This window comes from Pseudomonas sp. R1-1 (genome assembly GCF_051132135.1).
Classification (GTDB): domain Bacteria; phylum Pseudomonadota; class Gammaproteobacteria; order Pseudomonadales; family Pseudomonadaceae; genus Aquipseudomonas.
The window spans coordinates 466831-483463 of the sequence record NZ_CP071663.1; the positions used below are offsets into that span (position 1 = coordinate 466831).

The 16633-nt window shown below is 61.5% G+C and carries 19 protein-coding genes; 6 read left to right on the forward strand and 13 right to left on the reverse strand.

Features of this window, described 5'->3' with window-relative positions; all coding sequences use genetic code 11:
* Window positions 1-9 precede the first annotated feature (9 nt).
* The 5 genes from metW to J3P75_RS02180 form a co-directional block, all read right to left on the reverse strand.
* Window positions 10-630, reverse strand: coding sequence for a methionine biosynthesis protein MetW (metW, locus tag J3P75_RS02160; RefSeq protein ID WP_434594686.1), 621 nt, complete (start codon window positions 628-630; stop codon window positions 10-12).
* 7 nt (window positions 631-637) lie between these two features.
* A complete protein-coding gene (metX, locus tag J3P75_RS02165) occupies window positions 638-1777 on the reverse strand; it encodes a homoserine O-succinyltransferase MetX (RefSeq protein ID WP_090287151.1) in 1140 nt (379 codons plus the stop codon).
* Between the two features lie 269 nt (window positions 1778-2046).
* Window positions 2047-2637: a YggT family protein gene (locus tag J3P75_RS02170; RefSeq protein ID WP_434709175.1), complete on the reverse strand. Its 591-nt coding sequence runs from the start codon at window positions 2635-2637 to the stop codon at window positions 2047-2049.
* Between the two features lie 11 nt (window positions 2638-2648).
* Window positions 2649-3467, reverse strand: a complete 819-nt coding sequence (gene proC / locus J3P75_RS02175) for a pyrroline-5-carboxylate reductase (protein WP_434709176.1) — start codon at window positions 3465-3467, stop codon at window positions 2649-2651.
* A 23-nt stretch (window positions 3468-3490) separates the two neighbouring features.
* Window positions 3491-4177 (reverse strand): YggS family pyridoxal phosphate-dependent enzyme, encoded by a 687-nt coding sequence (locus tag J3P75_RS02180; protein WP_434709177.1) that lies wholly within the window; start codon window positions 4175-4177, stop codon window positions 3491-3493.
* A 56-nt stretch (window positions 4178-4233) separates the two neighbouring features.
* Here J3P75_RS02180 and J3P75_RS02185 point away from each other — a divergent pair, with 56 nt between their 5' ends.
* A complete protein-coding gene (locus J3P75_RS02185; protein WP_434709178.1) occupies window positions 4234-5268 on the forward strand; it encodes a type IV pilus twitching motility protein PilT in 1035 nt (344 codons plus the stop codon).
* A gap of 125 nt (window positions 5269-5393) precedes the next feature.
* Here the strand turns inward: J3P75_RS02185 and J3P75_RS02190 are convergent, their stop codons facing one another.
* Window positions 5394-6011 carry a C40 family peptidase gene (locus J3P75_RS02190; RefSeq protein ID WP_434709179.1) on the reverse strand — a complete coding sequence of 206 codons (618 nt, stop codon included), beginning with the start codon at window positions 6009-6011 and terminating at the stop codon, window positions 5394-5396.
* Window positions 6012-6259: 248 nt separating this feature from the next.
* Here J3P75_RS02190 and J3P75_RS02195 point away from each other — a divergent pair, with 248 nt between their 5' ends.
* The gene (locus J3P75_RS02195) at window positions 6260-6694 is read left to right on the forward strand and encodes an NINE protein (RefSeq protein WP_090287138.1); all 435 of its coding nucleotides are present in this window, start codon (window positions 6260-6262) and stop codon (window positions 6692-6694) included.
* 93 nt (window positions 6695-6787) lie between these two features.
* On the opposite strand, the gene J3P75_RS02200 is transcribed toward J3P75_RS02195, so the two are convergent.
* The 7 genes from J3P75_RS02200 to gshB all read right to left on the reverse strand — a co-directional run bounded on the left by J3P75_RS02200 (window position 6788) and on the right by gshB (window position 12836).
* Window positions 6788-8059, reverse strand: a complete 1272-nt coding sequence (locus tag J3P75_RS02200) for a dihydroorotase (RefSeq protein WP_434709180.1) — start codon at window positions 8057-8059, stop codon at window positions 6788-6790.
* The gene (locus J3P75_RS02205) at window positions 8056-9060 is read right to left on the reverse strand and encodes an aspartate carbamoyltransferase catalytic subunit (RefSeq protein ID WP_434709181.1); all 1005 of its coding nucleotides are present in this window, start codon (window positions 9058-9060) and stop codon (window positions 8056-8058) included. The genes J3P75_RS02200 and J3P75_RS02205 overlap by 4 nt, the downstream gene beginning before the upstream one ends.
* Before the next feature lie 27 nt (window positions 9061-9087).
* Window positions 9088-9594 (reverse strand): bifunctional pyr operon transcriptional regulator/uracil phosphoribosyltransferase PyrR, encoded by a 507-nt coding sequence (gene pyrR / locus J3P75_RS02210; protein ID WP_434709182.1) that lies wholly within the window; start codon window positions 9592-9594, stop codon window positions 9088-9090.
* Window positions 9595-9674: 80 nt separating this feature from the next.
* Complete coding sequence (gene ruvX, locus J3P75_RS02215) at window positions 9675-10112, reverse strand: Holliday junction resolvase RuvX (RefSeq protein ID WP_041476809.1); 438 nt, start codon at window positions 10110-10112, stop codon at window positions 9675-9677.
* Complete coding sequence (locus tag J3P75_RS02220) at window positions 10112-10684, reverse strand: YqgE/AlgH family protein (RefSeq protein WP_434709183.1); 573 nt, start codon at window positions 10682-10684, stop codon at window positions 10112-10114. Before J3P75_RS02220 ends, ruvX begins: the two co-directional genes overlap by 1 nt.
* A 173-nt stretch (window positions 10685-10857) precedes the next feature.
* Complete coding sequence (locus J3P75_RS02225; RefSeq protein WP_434709184.1) at window positions 10858-11757, reverse strand: TonB family protein; 900 nt, start codon at window positions 11755-11757, stop codon at window positions 10858-10860.
* A 107-nt stretch (window positions 11758-11864) separates the two neighbouring features.
* Window positions 11865-12836 (reverse strand): glutathione synthase, encoded by a 972-nt coding sequence (gene gshB / locus J3P75_RS02230; protein ID WP_434709185.1) that lies wholly within the window; start codon window positions 12834-12836, stop codon window positions 11865-11867.
* A 225-nt stretch (window positions 12837-13061) separates the two neighbouring features.
* On the opposite strand from gshB, the gene pilG reads away from it, so the two are divergent.
* The 4 genes from pilG (at window position 13062) to J3P75_RS02250 (ending at window position 16632) form a co-directional block, all read left to right on the forward strand.
* Window positions 13062-13466 (forward strand): twitching motility response regulator PilG, encoded by a 405-nt coding sequence (gene pilG, locus J3P75_RS02235; RefSeq protein WP_090287129.1) that lies wholly within the window; start codon window positions 13062-13064, stop codon window positions 13464-13466.
* A 59-nt stretch (window positions 13467-13525) separates the two neighbouring features.
* Entirely contained in the window at window positions 13526-13891 is a 366-nt protein-coding gene (pilH, locus tag J3P75_RS02240) for a twitching motility response regulator PilH (RefSeq protein WP_007913674.1), read from the forward strand.
* A gap of 10 nt (window positions 13892-13901) precedes the next feature.
* Window positions 13902-14441, forward strand: a complete 540-nt coding sequence (locus J3P75_RS02245) for a chemotaxis protein CheW (protein WP_434709186.1) — start codon at window positions 13902-13904, stop codon at window positions 14439-14441.
* 142 nt (window positions 14442-14583) lie between these two features.
* Entirely contained in the window at window positions 14584-16632 is a 2049-nt protein-coding gene (locus J3P75_RS02250; RefSeq protein WP_090287125.1) for a methyl-accepting chemotaxis protein, read from the forward strand.
* The last annotated feature ends 1 nt before the right edge of the window (window position 16633 follow it).

The following is a 16633-nucleotide window of genomic DNA, read 5'->3' on the forward strand; positions in this document are numbered from 1 at the left end:
TAACCCGGCTCAGACCGCGACCTTGTGGTCGGCCAGCAGCGGGCTGCTGACCCGGTAGATACCGATTTCACCTAACAGATTAGGCCATAGCTTACTGGCCCACCCGTGGCGGTGCTGTTGATCCACGGCAAGCCGATCAATGACCTTGGCGTCACGTTCGCGGCACAGTGCTTCAAAGTCTTCAAACGTGCAGAAGTGGATGTTCGGCGTGTTGTACCAGGTGTACGGCAGAAATTCCGACACCGGCATGCGGCCCTTGCTCGCGAGGTACCAGCGGCAGCGCCAGTGACCGAAGTTCGGGAAGGTAATGATGCACTGACGGCCGACCCGCAGCATTTCGTCGAGGATCTTGTCCGGGTAGTGCACGGCTTGCAGGGCCTGGGTCATGACGACGATGTCGAAACTGTTGCTGGCGAAATTGCCCAGCCCCTTGTCCAGATCCTGCTCGATGACATTGATGCCTTTGGCCACGCATTCGGCGATGTTCTCGGCGTCGTTTTCCAGGCCATAACCGGTGACGTTCTTGTTGTCGCGCAGCCAGCTCAGCAGCTCGCCGTTACCGCAACCGAGGTCGAGGACGCGGCTGCCGGCGGGGATCCATTCCTGGATGATTTCCAGATCAGCTCTCATGGCTTTCTCACAGCGTGATGCGGTTCATGTAATTGCCGAACGCCTGCAAGTAACGCGGGATCGGAATCAGAAAGGCGTCGTGGCCCTGCGGTGCGTCGATTTCCAGATAACTGACGTCCTTGCGCGCCGCCATCAGCGCGTCGACCAGCTCGCGCGAGCGGGCCGGGGAGAAACGCCAATCGGTGGTGAACGACATCACGCAGAATTTCGCCGTGGCGTTTTCGAAGGTTTTCGCCAGATCATCGTTGAAGTTCGCCGCCGGATCGAAGTAATCCAGCGCCTTGGTCATCAACAGATAGGTGTTGGCGTCGAAGCGTCCGGAGAATTCTTCACCCTGATAGCGCAGGTAGCTTTCGACCTGGAACTCGACACTGTGGAAGTCGTAGTTGAGCTTTTCACTCTTCAGGCCACGGCCGAATTTCTCGCCCATCGAGTCATCGGACAGGTAGGTGATGTGCCCGACCATGCGCGCCAGCATCAGCCCGCGCTTGGGAATCACGCCTTGTTCCTGGAACGAACCACCGTGGAATTCCGGGTCGGTGAGAATCGCCTGCCGTGCCACTTCGTTGAACGCAATGTTCTGCGCCGACAACTTCGGTGCCGAGGCGATGGCCAGGCAGTGCCGCACGCGGTCCGGGTAAGTGATGGTCCATTGCAGTGCCTGCATGCCGCCGAGGCTGCCGCCGATCACTGCCGCCCACTGGGCGATGCCGAGCAGGTCGGCCAGACGCGCCTGGCTGTGCACCCAGTCTTCCACGGTGAGCACCGGGAAGTCAGCGCCGAACGGCTTGCCGGTTTCCGGGTTGACGCTGCTCGGGCCGGTGGAGCCATTGCAGCCGCCGAGGTTGTTCAGGCTGACCACGAAGAACTTGTTGGTGTCGATCGGCTTGCCGGGGCCGATGCAGCTGTCCCACCAACCGGGCTTGCGGTCATCGACGCTGTGATAGCCGGCCGCATGATGATGGCCGGACAGCGCGTGGCAGATCAGCACGGCGTTGCTCGCCTGCGCGTTCAGCGTGCCGTAGGTTTCGTAGATCAGATCATAGGCGGCCAGCGAACGACCACAGGCCAGCGCCAGCGGCTCGCTGAAGTGCGCAGTTTGCGGCGTGACCAGACCAACAGAATCGGGGGGAAAGGCAGTTGGCATCGACCCTGCTCTCGTTGAAATGAGGCGTAAGTCTAAAGACCGGGGTCGGTAGCGGCAAGCGGCCCTCACCCTAACCCTCCCGAAGCGTCGGACCGCCCGGAGGGAGAGGGGACTGACCGAGGTGTTCTGTCGAACTGTGCCGACCTGATAATTTTGAGTCGAACTTCAACTCGAAACCCAGCACAAATCGGCTCCCTCTCCCTCGGGAGAGGGCTGGGGTGAGGGGCGCAGGCGACGCCGATATCAAGACCAGCGCCCAGCCCTCGACCTCACATCAGCAAACGCAGAATCTCCGGCATCATCGTCATCGCCGCCAGATTGTTGATCACCAGCATGTCGATCAGCTTCAGCGCGAGGAAGGCGAAGATCGGCGACAGGTCCAGACCGCCCAGATTCGGCAGGAAGCGGCGGAACGGTGCCAGCGCCGGCTCGCAGATCTGGTTGACCAGCTCAGCGCCCGGGTTGTGGCTGCCCGGTGCAACCCACGAGAGGATCACGCTGATGATCAGGGCGAAGAAGAAGATCTTCAGGAACAGTGCGGTCACGCCGATCAGCGACCAGACCAACAATTGCAGCGGGTTGCCAGTGGTGCCGTAGGTCAGCAGCAGTGTCAGTGCCATCAGCAGCAGCTGCACCAGGATCGCCAGCACCAGCGACGACATGTCGAGGCCGAACAGGCTCGGGATGATCCGGCGCAGCGGTTTGAGCAGCGGCTGGGTGGCTTTGACAATGAACTGGCACAGCGGATTGTAGAAATTCGCTCGTACCAGTTGCAGGACAAAGCGCAGCAGCACGATCAGCAGGTACAGGCTGCCGAGGGTTTGCAGCACGTAAACCGCTGCGGTGTTCAATCCGATCATGTAAGGCTCCTTTATTTGCCCAGTTGTTCGGCCATTTCGGCCGAGCGGTGCGCGGCGGCGCCGAGTGCGGTTTCAACCAGCGCTTCGAAGCCGCCAGCCTGGAATGATTTGATTGCAGCTTCCGTGGTGCCGTTGGGCGAGGTCACACGGCGGCGCAGTTCGGCTGCATCGACTTCGCTGGACACTGCCATGTGCGCGGCGCCCAAGGCGGTCTGCACGGTCAGTTGCTCAGCGATTTCTTTTGGCAGGCCAAGTTTGACGCCAGCGGCGGTCATGGCCTCGATCAGCAGGAAAAAATACGCTGGGCCGGAGCCGGACACCGCGGTCACTGCATCCAGTTGCTGTTCTTCCTCCAGCCACAAGGCGATGCCGACGGCAGACAGCAGTTCTTCGGCTTGCTGACGCTGCTCGGCGGTCACTTCACTGGTCGCGTACAAACCGCTGACGCCCTGACGCAGCAGCGCCGGGGTGTTGGGCATGCAGCGCACGATCGGCTGTTCGCCGAGCCAGGCGGTCATGCTTGCGCAGGTGATACCCGCGGCAATCGACACCACCAGTTGATCGGATTTCAGGCTCGGGCGAATTGCCTCACAGACGGCTTTCATCGCCTGTGGTTTGACCGCCAGCACGATGACATCAACGCCGTCGATCGCCTGGGCGTTGTCGGCAAAGGTTTCGATGCCGTGTTCGGCGCTGACTTTGGCGCGGGTGTCTTCGCCCGGATCGCTGGCGCGGATCTGCGCCGCTTCCAGACCTTTGGTGCGCAGGCCGCCGATCAAGCTGGCCGCCATGTTGCCCGCACCGATAAACGCAATACGTGTGTTGCTCATGTGTGGTCCTTATCTGGAAACGTTCAAGACTGGGAATAATCTCGGGCGCCAAACAGCGCGGTACCGATCCGCACCCAGGTGGCGCCTTGGGCGATGGCCGATTCGAGGTCGTGGCTCATGCCCATCGAAAGTGTGTCGAGCGGCAGGTCGAGGCTCGCCTGCAACTGCTGAACGGTGGCGAATGCAGCATCCTGTTCGGCGCGATCGTCAGTCGGCTCGGGAATCGCCATCAGCCCGCGCAGTTTCAGCCGCGGCAGTGCGCTGATGGCCGCGGCCAGCGCTGGCAGGTCGGCCGGGGTGCAGCCGGATTTGCTCGCTTCGCCGCTGACGTTGACCTGAATGCAGATATTCAACGGCGGCAATTCGGCCGGGCGCTGTTCGGACAGGCGTTGGGCAATTTTCAGGCGATCCACGGAGTGCACCCAGTCGAAATGCTCGGCGATGGCGCGAGTCTTGTTCGATTGAATGGGGCCGATGAAGTGCCAGATCAAGGGCAGATCGGCCAGCTCCAGCTGTTTGCCGAGGGCTTCCTGCAGGTAGTTCTCGCCAAAGTCGCGCAGGCCAGCGGCGTGCGCTTCGCGCAGGGCCTCGGCGGGTTTGGTCTTGCTCACGGCGAGCAACTGGATGCTGTTTTCGTCGCGGTGTGCAGCGTTGGCCGCTGCCTGGATGCGCGAACTAACCTGAAGGATGTTGTCTGCTATCGTGGACATCAAGAGGCGCCGGCGGTCTGTAGGTTCGCGGCATTCTACTGGAATTGAGGGACGCTATGGATATCACTGAACTGCTGGCCTTCAGCGCCAAACAGGGCGCTTCCGACCTGCACCTGTCGGCCGGGCTGCCGCCGATGATCCGCGTCGATGGCGATGTGCGGCGGATCAATCTGCCGGCGCTGGATCACAAGCAGGTGCACGAGCTGATCTACGACATCATGAACGACACCCAGCGGGTCGACTTCGAGAAACATCTGGAAACCGACTTTTCCTTCGAAGTCCCCGGTGTGGCGCGGTTCCGGGTCAATGCGTTCAACCAGAACCGAGGCGCAGGGGCGGTGTTTCGTACGATCCCCTCGAAAGTGCTGAGCATGGAAGACCTCGCCATGGGCGACGTCTTCCGCAAGATTACCGACGCACCGCGCGGGCTGGTGCTGGTCACCGGGCCGACCGGCTCGGGCAAATCGACCACGCTGGCGGCGATGATCGATTACCTCAACACCCACCGTCACCATCACATCCTGACCATTGAAGACCCGATCGAATTCGTCCACGAATCGCGTAAATGCCTGATCAATCAGCGTGAAGTGCATCGTGATACCCGCAGCTTCGCTACCGCGTTGCGTTCAGCGTTACGTGAAGACCCGGACGTGATTCTGGTTGGCGAGATGCGCGATCTGGAAACCATTCGCCTGGCGCTGACTGCCGCCGAGACCGGGCATCTGGTGTTCGGCACATTGCACACGACCTCGGCGGCGAAAACCATCGACCGTGTGGTTGACGTGTTTCCCGGCGACGAGAAGTCGATGGTCCGCTCGATGCTGTCGGAGTCACTGCTGGCGGTGGTCTCGCAGACGCTGATCAAGAAGATCGGTGGCGGGCGGGTGGCGGCGCACGAGATCATGTTGGGGACGTCGGCAATCCGGAACCTGATTCGCGAGGACAAGGTCGCGCAGATGTATTCAGCGATTCAGACCGGCGGGTCGCTGGGCATGCAGACACTCGATATGTGTCTGAAGGAGTTGGTGAGCAAAGGCTTGATCAGCCGAGAGAGTGCACGGGAGAAAGCGCGCACCCCCGATAATTTCTGAGGGAGTGATCGTTCCCACGCTCTGCGTGGGAATGCAGCCCGGGACGCTCTGCGTCCCTGCCGAAGCGGACGCGGAGCGTCCATTGAGGCATTCCCACGCGGAGCGTGGGAACGATCGGTATGGTGTTAGCGCTGGACTATGCGTAGTTGCTGTTGTTCTTTCGGCAACACGCGCTTGGCCACAACATAGTGCTTCTGCCAATACGGCTTGTTCAGCGTGTCGATGCTCACCGCTTTACCGCGGCGCGGGGCGTGGATGAAGCGGTCGTTGCCCAGGTAGATGGCAACGTGGTTGACCCGACGGCTCTTGATATTGAAGAAGATCAGATCGCCCGGCTTCAGATCCTTGCGCTCGACTTTCTCACCGTGACCGCTGGCCATGGCATTGGAGGTGCGTGGCAGGTCGAACGTGGCGTCGTTGAACGCGTATTTCACCAGGCCGCTGCAATCGAAGCCTTTACTTGGGCTGCTGCCGCCCCAACGATAAGGTGTACCGAGCACGTTCACCGCACGGCTGAGCACGTTGCTGCTTTCCTTGCTCGCCATCGGTGGCACCAGCTTGCTGTGGCTCTTGCTGCTCAGCGTGGTGGTTTTGCTTTTGCTGCTTTTGCTCGAAGGAGCCGAAGCATGGGATTTAGGGGTGAAGCCGTTGACGTTTGGAAGACGTTGCTCACGATTGGTGGCGTGGGCGGCCAGTGGCATTAACAGGCAGATGGTTAGCCATGTCTTGAAAAATGGTCGCATTAGGCGTGGCTCTTGAGTGATAGCGCGCAACTTTATAACAGCTTTTATTGCCGCTCCGAGGCCGTTCATCGATTCATTCGGCCTGCCACGGAACCAAAAAACCGCAAAAAGGACGCGATTGTCCGACAGAAGTCAGGTTTTACAAGGGGTTCGCGCTAGCAACGGTAACATTTGCCATACGTCGGCTACCTGTAAAAAAGTCACAAAGAAATGAAGAATATTTATCTATCGAGCGCAATGAGGTCTTAATGAACAGCTATCAGCTACCCCGCGTGAAGGAAAAAGACACTCACAGCAAAGTCATCGGCTACCTGTTGTGGATCTTCGGGTTCACCGGTGCCCACCGCTTTTATTACGGCAAGCCGGTCACCGGAACGATCTGGTTTTTCACCTTCGGTTTGCTGGGGATTGGCTGGCTCATCGACGTATTCCTGATCCCGGCGATGGATCGCGAGGCCGACCTGCGCTTCGCGGCCGGACCGATCGAATACAACGTGGCGTGGATCCTGCTGACCTTCCTCGGTGCGCTCGGCGTGCACCGGATGTACCAGGGCAAGTGGATCAGCGGGCTGGTTTATCTGCTGACCGGTGGGTTGTTCTTTCTGGGGGTGCTGTATGACTTCTGGACGTTGAATGATCAGGTGTCGGTGCGCAACGCGCAGAATCGCGGCGCTTTTCAATAAGTCATCGCCAGCAGGCTGGCTCCCACAGGGGATTTGTGGCGTTCACAGATCCAGTGTGGGAGCCAGCCTGCTGGCGATTGGAGCGACGCGGTATCAAGCCTGGTGACTGATCCGCCCATCCACCAACGTATAGCGCACCACACCCGGCAGACTGTGCCCAATGAACGGGCAGTTCTCACCCTTCGACAGCCAGCTTTCACCGGCCACCGTCGATGCCTGTGGATCGAACAGGACGATATCCGCCGCGCCGCCCACCGCCAGTTTGCCCGCCGGCAAGCGCAGCGCCTCGGCCGGGCCTGCGCTCAGCCGCGCGAGCAAGGTCGGCAGATCGAGCAAGCCATCCGCAACCAGGGTCATCGCCAGCGGCAGCAGCAGTTCGACGCTGCTGATGCCCGGCTCGGTCGCGCCGAACGGCGCCAGTTTGGCGTCGCGCTCGTGGGGCTGGTGATGGCTGGAAATCGCCGAGACCACGCCGGATTTCACCGCCTCGCGCAGACCATCGCGGTCAGCGCGGGTGCGCAGCGGTGGCTGTACGTGATAGAGGCTGCTGAAGTCGATCAGCGCTTCGTCGGTCAGAATCAACTGATACAGCGCCACATCCGCCGTCACCTTCAAACCACGCGCCTGAGCCTGTGCGATCAGGGCGACGCCGCGGGCGCTGGTCAGTTGGCTGAAGTGCGCACGTACGCCGGTCTGCTCGACCAGCAGCAAGTCGCGGGCGAGGGCCACGGTTTCTGCGGTTTCCGGAATCCCTGGCAGGCCGAGGAAACTCGCCACTGCGCCTTCATGAGCCAGGCCGCCATCGGCGAGATCGTGGTCCTGTGAGTTGAAAATCACCGTCAGGTCGAAAGTCGCCGCGTATTCCAGCGCCCGGCACAGGGTGCGGGTGTTGCGAAAGCTCTCCAGACCGTTGCCGAAGGCCACACAACCGGCGTCACGCAAGGCCACCAGTTCGGCCAGTTGCTCGCCGTCCAGGCCCTTGCTCAGCGCACCGATCGGGAACACCTTGGTGTTGCCCGCTTCGCGGGCGCGGTCGAGAATCAGCTCGGCCACTGCCGACGTGTCGAGCACCGGTCTGGTCTGCGGCGGGCAGCACAGGCTGGTCACGCCACCGGCCGCGGCGGCGCGGGTTTCGCTGACGATCGAGCCCTTGCGGCTGTAGCCCGGCTCGCGCAGGGCGACGTTCAGGTCGACCAGCCCAGGCGCGGCAACCAGACCGCTGGCATCGATGGTTTCGACGGCTGTGAAACCGGCGGGCGCCGCGCCGAGGGCGACGATCTTGCAGGCTTCAACGTGAATGTCGGTGACTTGATCCAGCCCGCTGGCAGGATCGATGACGCGTGCGCCGAGGATGCTGAGCTTCACTGGGCGTTCTCCTGCTCGAATTGACGTTGCGCGGTCTGCCCGCTCATGGCCATGGACAGCACGGCCATGCGAATGGCGATGCCATAGGTGACCTGATTGAGGATTACCGAGTGCGCGCCGTCGGCCACTGCAGACTCGATTTCCACGCCGCGATTGATCGGCCCCGGGTGCATGACGATGCAATCGGGCTTGGCCCCGGCCAGGCGCGCCGTGGTCAGGCCGAACAAGCGGTAAAACTCGCCCTCGCTCGGCAGCAGGCCGCCGGTCATGCGCTCACGCTGCAGGCGCAGCATGATCACCACATCAACGTCTTTCAGGCCTTCGGTCATGTCGGTGTAGACCTTGACGCCGTACTGCTCGATGCCGATCGGCAGCAGAGTCTTCGGTGCGATTACGCGGATATCCGGGCAGCCGAGGGTTTTCAGCGCGAGCATGTTCGAGCGCGCCACCCGCGAATGCAGGATGTCGCCGACGATCGCCACCGAGAGGTTTTCAAAACCGCCCTTGTGCCGACGGATGGTGAGCATGTCGAGCATGCCTTGCGTCGGGTGGGCGTGACGGCCGTCGCCGCCGTTGATGATCGCCACCTGCGGGCAGACATGCTCGGCGATGAAATGCGCCGCGCCGGAATCACCGTGGCGCACGACGAACATGTCGGCGGCCATCGCTTCGAGGTTGCGCAGGGTGTCGAGCAGGGTCTCACCTTTGCTGGCCGACGAGGTCGACACGTTCAGGGTGATCACGTCCGCCGACAGCCGCTGGGCCGCCAGTTCGAAGGTGGTGCGGGTGCGCGTGGAGTTTTCGAAGAACACGTTGCACACGGTCTTGCCGCGCAGCAACGGGACTTTCTTCACCGCCCGGGCGCCGACTTCGAGGAACGAGTCGGCGGTGTCGAGGATTTCCGTCAGCAACTCGCGGCGCAGGCCGTCGAGCGAGAGGAAGTGGCGCAGCTGGCCCTGATCATTGAGCTGCAGCGGGCGCTTGGTATCTAGAGGCGTCATCGCGAAGGGGACTCTCAATAGGGCGGATTAAAGGGGCAAGTCTTGCAGTTCGAGGGCCAGCGGCTCGGGGCCGGAGAGCTTCACGCGCTGATTGGCGGCCAGTGTCAGGGTCGCGCCGACCACGTTCGGGCGGATCGGCAGCTCGCCGGCGTCCAGATCGAGCAGGCAGACCAGGGTCACGCTGGCCGGACGGCCGTAATCGAACAGTTCGTTCATCGCGGCGCGGATGGTGCGGCCGCTCATCAGCACGTCGTCGATCAGCACCAGGTGCTGGCCTTCGATCTCGAAGGGCAGGGCGGACGGGCGTACTTGTGGGTGCAGGCCGTTCTGGCTGAAGTCGTCGCGGTAAAAGGACACGTCCAGCGTGCCCAGTGGCGCATCGCTGCGCAGCTCCTTGAGCAGCGCCTGCGCGACCCAGATGCCGCCGGTGCGGATGCCGATGTAACGCGGTTCGCTGATGTCACGCTGGGCAAGGTGCGCCTTGAGGCGGGTCGCCATCTGGCTGATCAGATCGGCGGGATTGGGCAGGCTCATGGTTGCTCCTTCGTGAATCCGGGCCGCGTCCTGCCGGACAGGCCCGGTTTATAACCAAAAGAAAAGCGCCGAAGCGCTTGTCAGGATTCAAACAATGCAGTGTTTTCATCGAGCCAGCCCTGCAGCAGCAGGGCGGCGGCGATGGCGTCCACCGGGTTGTCGCGGTAACTGCCCTTCTGGCCGCCACGCACCAGGCGTTCGCCTTTGGCTTCGAACGTGGTCAGGCGCTCGTCGTGGGTATAGAAGGGCAAGTTGTAGCGGCCATTCAGGCGTCGGGCGAATTTCTCTGCGCGCACGCACATGTCGCTGGGCGTGCCGTCCATGTTCAAGGGCAGGCCGACTACCACGGCGTCGGGTTTCCATTCCTTGATCAGTGCTTCGACCTGATCCCAGTTCGGCACGCCATTTTGCGCTTTCAACGTACACAGCTCGCGGGCCTGGCCGGTAATCACCTGGCCGACCGCGACGCCGATCTGTTTGGTGCCGTAGTCGAAGCCGAGAATCAGGCGCAGGGCCATCAGGCGTGACCTGCCTGGCTGGTGAGCAGGTTCAGATCAATGCCCAGATGCCGCGCTGCCGCGTCCAGGCGCAGCTCGCTGCTGGTGTTGAACAGGATATCGGCGTCGTACGGACAGGTCAGCCAGGCGTTGTCAGCCAGTTCGGCTTCCAGTTGTCCGGCCTCCCAGCCGGCGTAACCGAGGGTGATCAGGCTTTTCGCCGGACCGACGCCGTCGGCGATGGCGAACAGCACGTCCTGCGAGGTCGAGAGGGCCAAGTCGCCGTCCAGTTGCGCGGTGGCCTGGAAAGTCTGGCCGGCGGGATGCAGGACAAAACCGCGATCGGTCTGCACCGGGCCGCCGATGAAGATCGGTACGTGCTGGCACAGTGCTGGCGGCTCGATGTCCGGGCGCAATTGCTCAAGGATGTCGGCCAGACTCAACTCTTGCGGTCGGTTGACCACCAGCCCCATCGCGCCATTGGCCGTGTGCTCGACGATGTAGGTCAAGGTGTGGGCAAAGTTCGGGTCGGCCATGTGCGGCATGGCGATCAGGAAGTGATGCTTGAGGTAGCTGGGGCTGACGTTTTTCATGTGCGCTAGTGTGGCGTTCGAGGGGCGAACTGACAAGGTGGAGATGCTGACAACAACACAGATCCATTGTAGGAGTGAGCCTGCTCGCGATAGCGGTGGGTCAGCCAGTATCTATGTTGACTGACACACCGCTATCGCGAGCAGGCTCACTCCTACAGGGGGATGCGGTGTATCTAATTGCTGGACAGTCTGTCGCCGCGGGCAAATTTCCAGGTGCGGATGATTTCCAGACGATCGACATCCGACAGATCGCCGGTAAACGGCGCAAACGGCGCCGCCAGTCTGACGATCCGTTGCGCGGCCTGATCCAGCAGTGGCTGGCCGGAAGATTCCAGTACCAGCACTTCGTACAGCGAACCGTCGCGGTTGATCGAGACCATCAGGCGCAGGTTGCCGTAGATCTGCTTGCGTCGGGCTTCTTCGGGGTAGTTGAGGTTGCCGATGCGTTCGACTTTCTTGCGCCAGTCGTCCTTGTACCAGGCGCCCTTGTCGCGCATGGTCGAGGCGGCGCTCAAGCGGTGGATGCGCGGGCGTTTGGCGTACAGCTGTTGTTCCTTGGCCAGTTCGGCTTCGAGGCTGGCGATGTCGCTGGACAGCTGCGAACTGTCGAATTCCGGCGCGTCGACGGTCGGTTTGACCTCGGTCTTGCGCTCTTCCTTCTGGGTCGGGGCTTTTTTCGGCTGCGGCGCGACGGTGGTCACCGCTGCTTTGGGCGCGGCCTCCCGTACTTCGGGTTTGGCAGCCGGTGGCGGGGTGACCTTCTTGACCTGATTGTCCTGGAATGGCGCCACTTCGGTGGTCTTGGGCAACGCCTTCTTGTCCAGCGTGCCGCTGCCCTCCTGGTTTTCCTGGGCGAGAAAATCAGCCTTCTCCGGCTTCTTTTCGCTCTTGAACGTGGCGAGGGTGATTTCCAGGGTTTTGCTGATCTGTTTCGGCTCGACCATGCTGAAGCCGACACCGAGCAGCAGCGCCAAATGGATCAGCGCCGCCAGAAACAGGGTAAAGCCGAGGCGATCGGCCGGGCGCACGCCACGATGGGCGAGTTCAGCGGGCAGATCGGACGGGAGGGTCATGACAAGAAAACCAACATCGCGTTTTTCAGAGGCTGCGCATGATAACGCAATGTTGGTTTCGCGCCTTGGGCTTCACGCTTCAAGCGACAGACTGCATGTGACGTGCATCAAGCTTGTGGCTTTTTGCCGGCCGCTTGCAGCTTCTTCTCGATCGCATCCATCAACATGCCGCCAATGTCGGTGCCAAAGGCATTGTCGATTTCGCGGATACAGGTCGGGCTGGTGACGTTGATTTCGGTCAGATGCTCGCCGATCACGTCCAGACCGACGAACAGCAGGCCTTTCTCGCGCAGGGTCGGGCCGACCTGAGCGGCGATCCAGCGGTCCTTGTCGGTCAGCGGACGGGCTTCGCCACGGCCACCGGCGGCGAGGTTGCCGCGGGTTTCGCCGAGCGCCGGAATCCGTGCCAGGCAATAATCCACCGGCTCGCCGTCGATCATCAGGATGCGCTTGTCGCCGTCGACGATGGCCGGCAGGTAGCCCTGAATCATGATCTGCTGCTTGCCATGCAGGGTCAGGGTTTCGAGGATCACCGAGAGGTTCGGGTGGCCAGCGGTGTGGCGGAAGATCGACGAACCGCCCATGCCGTCCAGCGGCTTGAGGATCACATCGCCGTGATGATCGGCGAACTGGCGCAATACGTCCGGGCGACGGCTGACGATGGTCGGCGGCGTGCACTGCGGGAACAGCGTGGCGAACAGCTTTTCATTGCAGTCGCGCAGGCTCTGCGGCTTGTTGACCACCAGCACGCCGGCGGCTTCGGCCTGTTCCAGCAGGTAGGTGGAATAGACGAATTCCATGTCGAACGGCGGATCCTTGCGCATCAGGATCACGTCCAGGTCGCTCAGCAGCTTGTCCTGCTCGGCGTCCAGTTCGAACCATTTTTCCGGGTTGGCGAAGACTTTCAGTGGCGCCATGCGCGCGCGCGCCTGACCCTCGGCCTGATACAAATCCTTCTGTTCCATATAGAACAGTTCCCAGCCACGCTTCTGCGCGGCCAGCAGCATGGCCAGCGAGCTATCCTTTTTATAGGAGATGCTGGCGATAGGGTCCATGACAATCCCGACGCGAACGCTCATTGGGTTTTCCTCGAAAATTGGCTACCGGATCGGTATTGAAAAAGTGCCGCCAGAGTGGCGCCGGGCGGGTTTTCGGTCAAGGAAAAACCCGTCGATAGATTGCATCTGGAGACTGTGCTAAAAAGGCTGGCAGAGCGCGCCGACCCTTGGGTATCAAGGGTTTGGGGCCATTAATGAGTGCAAGACGGACAAATTGATTCGCAAAGGCGACGGTAGAGCCCTCTTATGGAACAGCAGTCCAGCGCCTTGAAGGTCATGGTGATCGACGACTCGAAGACGATTCGCCGCACCGCCGAAACATTGCTCAAGAATGTGGGTTGCGAAGTGATCACCGCCATCGATGGTTTCGACGCCCTGGCGAAGATTGCCGACCACCATCCCGGAATCATTTTCGTCGACATCATGATGCCGCGTCTGGATGGCTATCAGACCTGCGCCTTGATCAAGAACAACAGCGCCTTCAAGGCCACGCCGGTGATCATGCTGTCCTCCAGGGACGGCCTGTTCGACAAGGCCAAGGGGCGGATCGTCGGTTCCGATCAATTTCTGACCAAGCCGTTCAGCAAGGAAGAACTGCTCAGCGCGATTCAGGCCCATGTACCGGGCTTCGCCGCCGTAGTGTCGCAGTAACGAAGACTCAGAGACACGCGGCCAGCGGGCCGGGCGTCGACAAGAAAATGGGGAAAACCATGGCACGTATCCTGATCGTCGATGATTCGCCGACCGAAATGTACAAACTGACCGGCATGCTCGAAAAGCACGGCCACGAAGTGTTGAAGGCCGAGAACGGCGCCGACGGCGTGGCCCTGGCCCGCCAGGAAAAACCCGATGCCGTGCTGATGGACATCGTCATGCCCGGCCTCAACGGTTTTCAGGCGACCCGCCAATTGACCAAGGACGCTGACACCAGCCACATCCCGGTAATCATCATCACCACCAAGGATCAGGAAACCGACAAGGTCTGGGGCACACGCCAGGGCGCCAAGGACTACCTGACCAAACCGGTCGACGAAGACACCCTGATCAAGACCCTGAACAACGTGCTCAAAGGCTGATCGCGCAATCATGAGCGAATCGCTGACCGCGTTCGAATTGCTCTGGCAGATCGACCAGCGCTGCCGCTTGCTGGCGGCCGACCTGCCGTCGCAAACGGCACGCGAAGAGCGCTGGAGCGGCATCGGTTTCCGTCTCGGCGAGCACTGGTATGTGGCGCCGATGGGCGAAGTCAGCGAAGTGCTGCATGAGCCGCGCTTTACCCAATTGCCCGGGGTCAAGCCGTGGGTGAAAGGTGTGGCCAATTTGCGCGGGCGGCTGCTGCCGATCATGGACCTGTGCGGCTTCTTCGGCCATGAGCTGTCGCCACTGCGCAAACAGCGGCGGGTGCTGGTGGTGGAGCATGAAGACGTGTTTGCCGGGGTGATGGTCGACGAGGTCATCGGTCTGCAGCACTTCGATCAGCACAGCTTCGAACCGCTGTCGATCAGCAAGCGCCAGGGTTCGAAGGCCGAGTTCGTCAAAGGCTATTTCCGCCGCGAGCAGAACTGGCGGGTGTTCAGCCTGTTTGCCCTGGCGAAATCGCCGGTGTTCATGAGCGTCGCAATATAGTCGAAACAACAGAGAACCCCTGTGGGAGCTAGCCTGCTAGCGATTCAGACACCGCGGTGTATCAGGCACACCGCGTATCGTTCAATCGCCAGCAGGCTGGCTCCCACAGGTGCTTCGGTAGGCTTCAGACAGGCGAGGACCGATGACAACAGCAAAAACAGGCAAGTCGGCAGAAGCGTCGCGCAGCCGCGCGCAGATCATCGTGCTGTTCATCGCACTGATCGTGTTCATCATGCTGCTGTTCGCCAACTTCGCTTACCTCAACACCCAGGCGAACTACGACAAACAGTACATCGGCCACGCCGGTGAGCTGCGCGTGCTGTCGCAGCGCATCGCCAAGAACGCCACCGAAGCCGCTGCCGGTAAAGCCGCCGCGTTCAAGCTGCTCAGTGACGCGCGCAACGATTTCGCCCAGCGCTGGGGTTACCTGAAAAAAGGTGATCCGAACACCGGCCTGCCGCCGGCACCGGCGACCGTGCGCCCGGAAATGCGCGCGGTGCAGCTGGACTGGGAACGCCTGCTGAAAAACACCGACGCGATTCTTTCCAGCGAACAGACCGTGCTGTCGCTGCATCAGGTCGCCGCAACCCTGGCCGAAACCGTGCCGCAGTTGCAGATCGAATACGAAAAAGTCGTCGAAATCCTTCTGCAACGCGGTGCGCCAGCGGCGCAAGTGGCGATGGCCCAGCGTCAGTCGCTGCTTGCCGAACGCATCCTCGGCGCGGTCAACACGGTGCTGGCCGGTGACGAAAATTCGCAGCAGGCCGCTGACGCTTTTGGTCGTGATGCGACCCGTTTCGGTCAAGTGCTCAACGGCATGCTGCAGGGCAACCCGGCGCTGAAAATCACTCAGGTCGAAGACCGCGATGCGCGCGCCCGGCTGAGTGAAATCTCCGAGCTGTTCCAGTTCGTCTCAGGCTCGGTGGATGAAATCCTCGAAACCTCGCCCGAGCTGTTCAAGGTGCGCGAGTCGGCAACCAATATCTTCTCGTTGTCGCAAACCTTGCTCGACGAAGCCTCGCACCTGGCCACCCGTTTCGAAAACCTCGCTGGCGGGCGCAACACCGACACCATCGGCGGTTACGTGCTTGGCTTGCTGGCGCTGGCCTCGATCATCCTCATCGGCCTGGTGATGGTGCGCGAAACCAACCGGCAACTGCGAGAGACCGCCGAGAAGAACGAGCGTAATCAGAACGCGATCATGCGCCTGCTCGATGAAATCGAAGACCTCGCCGACGGCGACCTCACCGTCACCGCTTCGGTGACTGAAGACTTCACCGGGACCATCGCCGACTCGATCAACTATTCCGTCGACCAGTTGCGCGATCTGGTCGCGACCATCAACCTCACCGCCGGCCAGGTCGCCGCCGCCGTGCAGGAAACCCAGGCCACCGCCATGCACCTGGCGCAAGCCTCGGAGCATCAGGCCCAGCAGATTTCCGAAGCGTCGACCGCGATCAACGACATGGCGCAATCGATCGATCAGGTCTCGGCCAACGCCGCGGAGTCGTCGGCGGTTGCCGAACGCTCGGTGGAAATCGCCAACAAGGGCAACGAGGTGGTGCACAACACCATCCACGGCATGGACAACATTCGCGAACAGATTCAAGACACCGCCAAGCGCATCAAGCGCCTCGGCGAGTCGTCCCAGGAAATCGGCGACATCGTCAGCCTGATCGACGACATCGCCGACCAGACCAACATTCTTGCGCTCAATGCAGCGATTCAGGCGTCGATGGCCGGTGATGCCGGGCGCGGTTTTGCTGTGGTGGCCGATGAAGTGCAGCGCCTGGCCGAACGCTCGTCCGCCGCCACCCGGCAGATCGAAACCCTGGTGCGGGCGATTCAGACCGACACCAACGAAGCCGTGATCTCGATGGAGCAGACCACCACCGAAGTGGTGCGCGGCGCGCGACTGGCGCAGGATGCCGGTGTGGCCCTGGAAGAAATCGAAGGCGTGTCGAAAACCCTCGCGGCGTTGATCCAGAGCATTTCCAACGCGGCGCAGCAGCAGACGTCTTCGGCCGGGCAGATTTCGCTGACGATGAACGTGATCCAGCAGATCACTTCGCAGACCTCGTCTGGCTCCACCGCCACCGCCGAAAGCATCGGCAACCTGACGAAGATGGCCAGCCAGCTGCGCCGCTCGGTGTCCGGATTCACCTTGCCGGCGGCGACAGACAAAGCGTGAG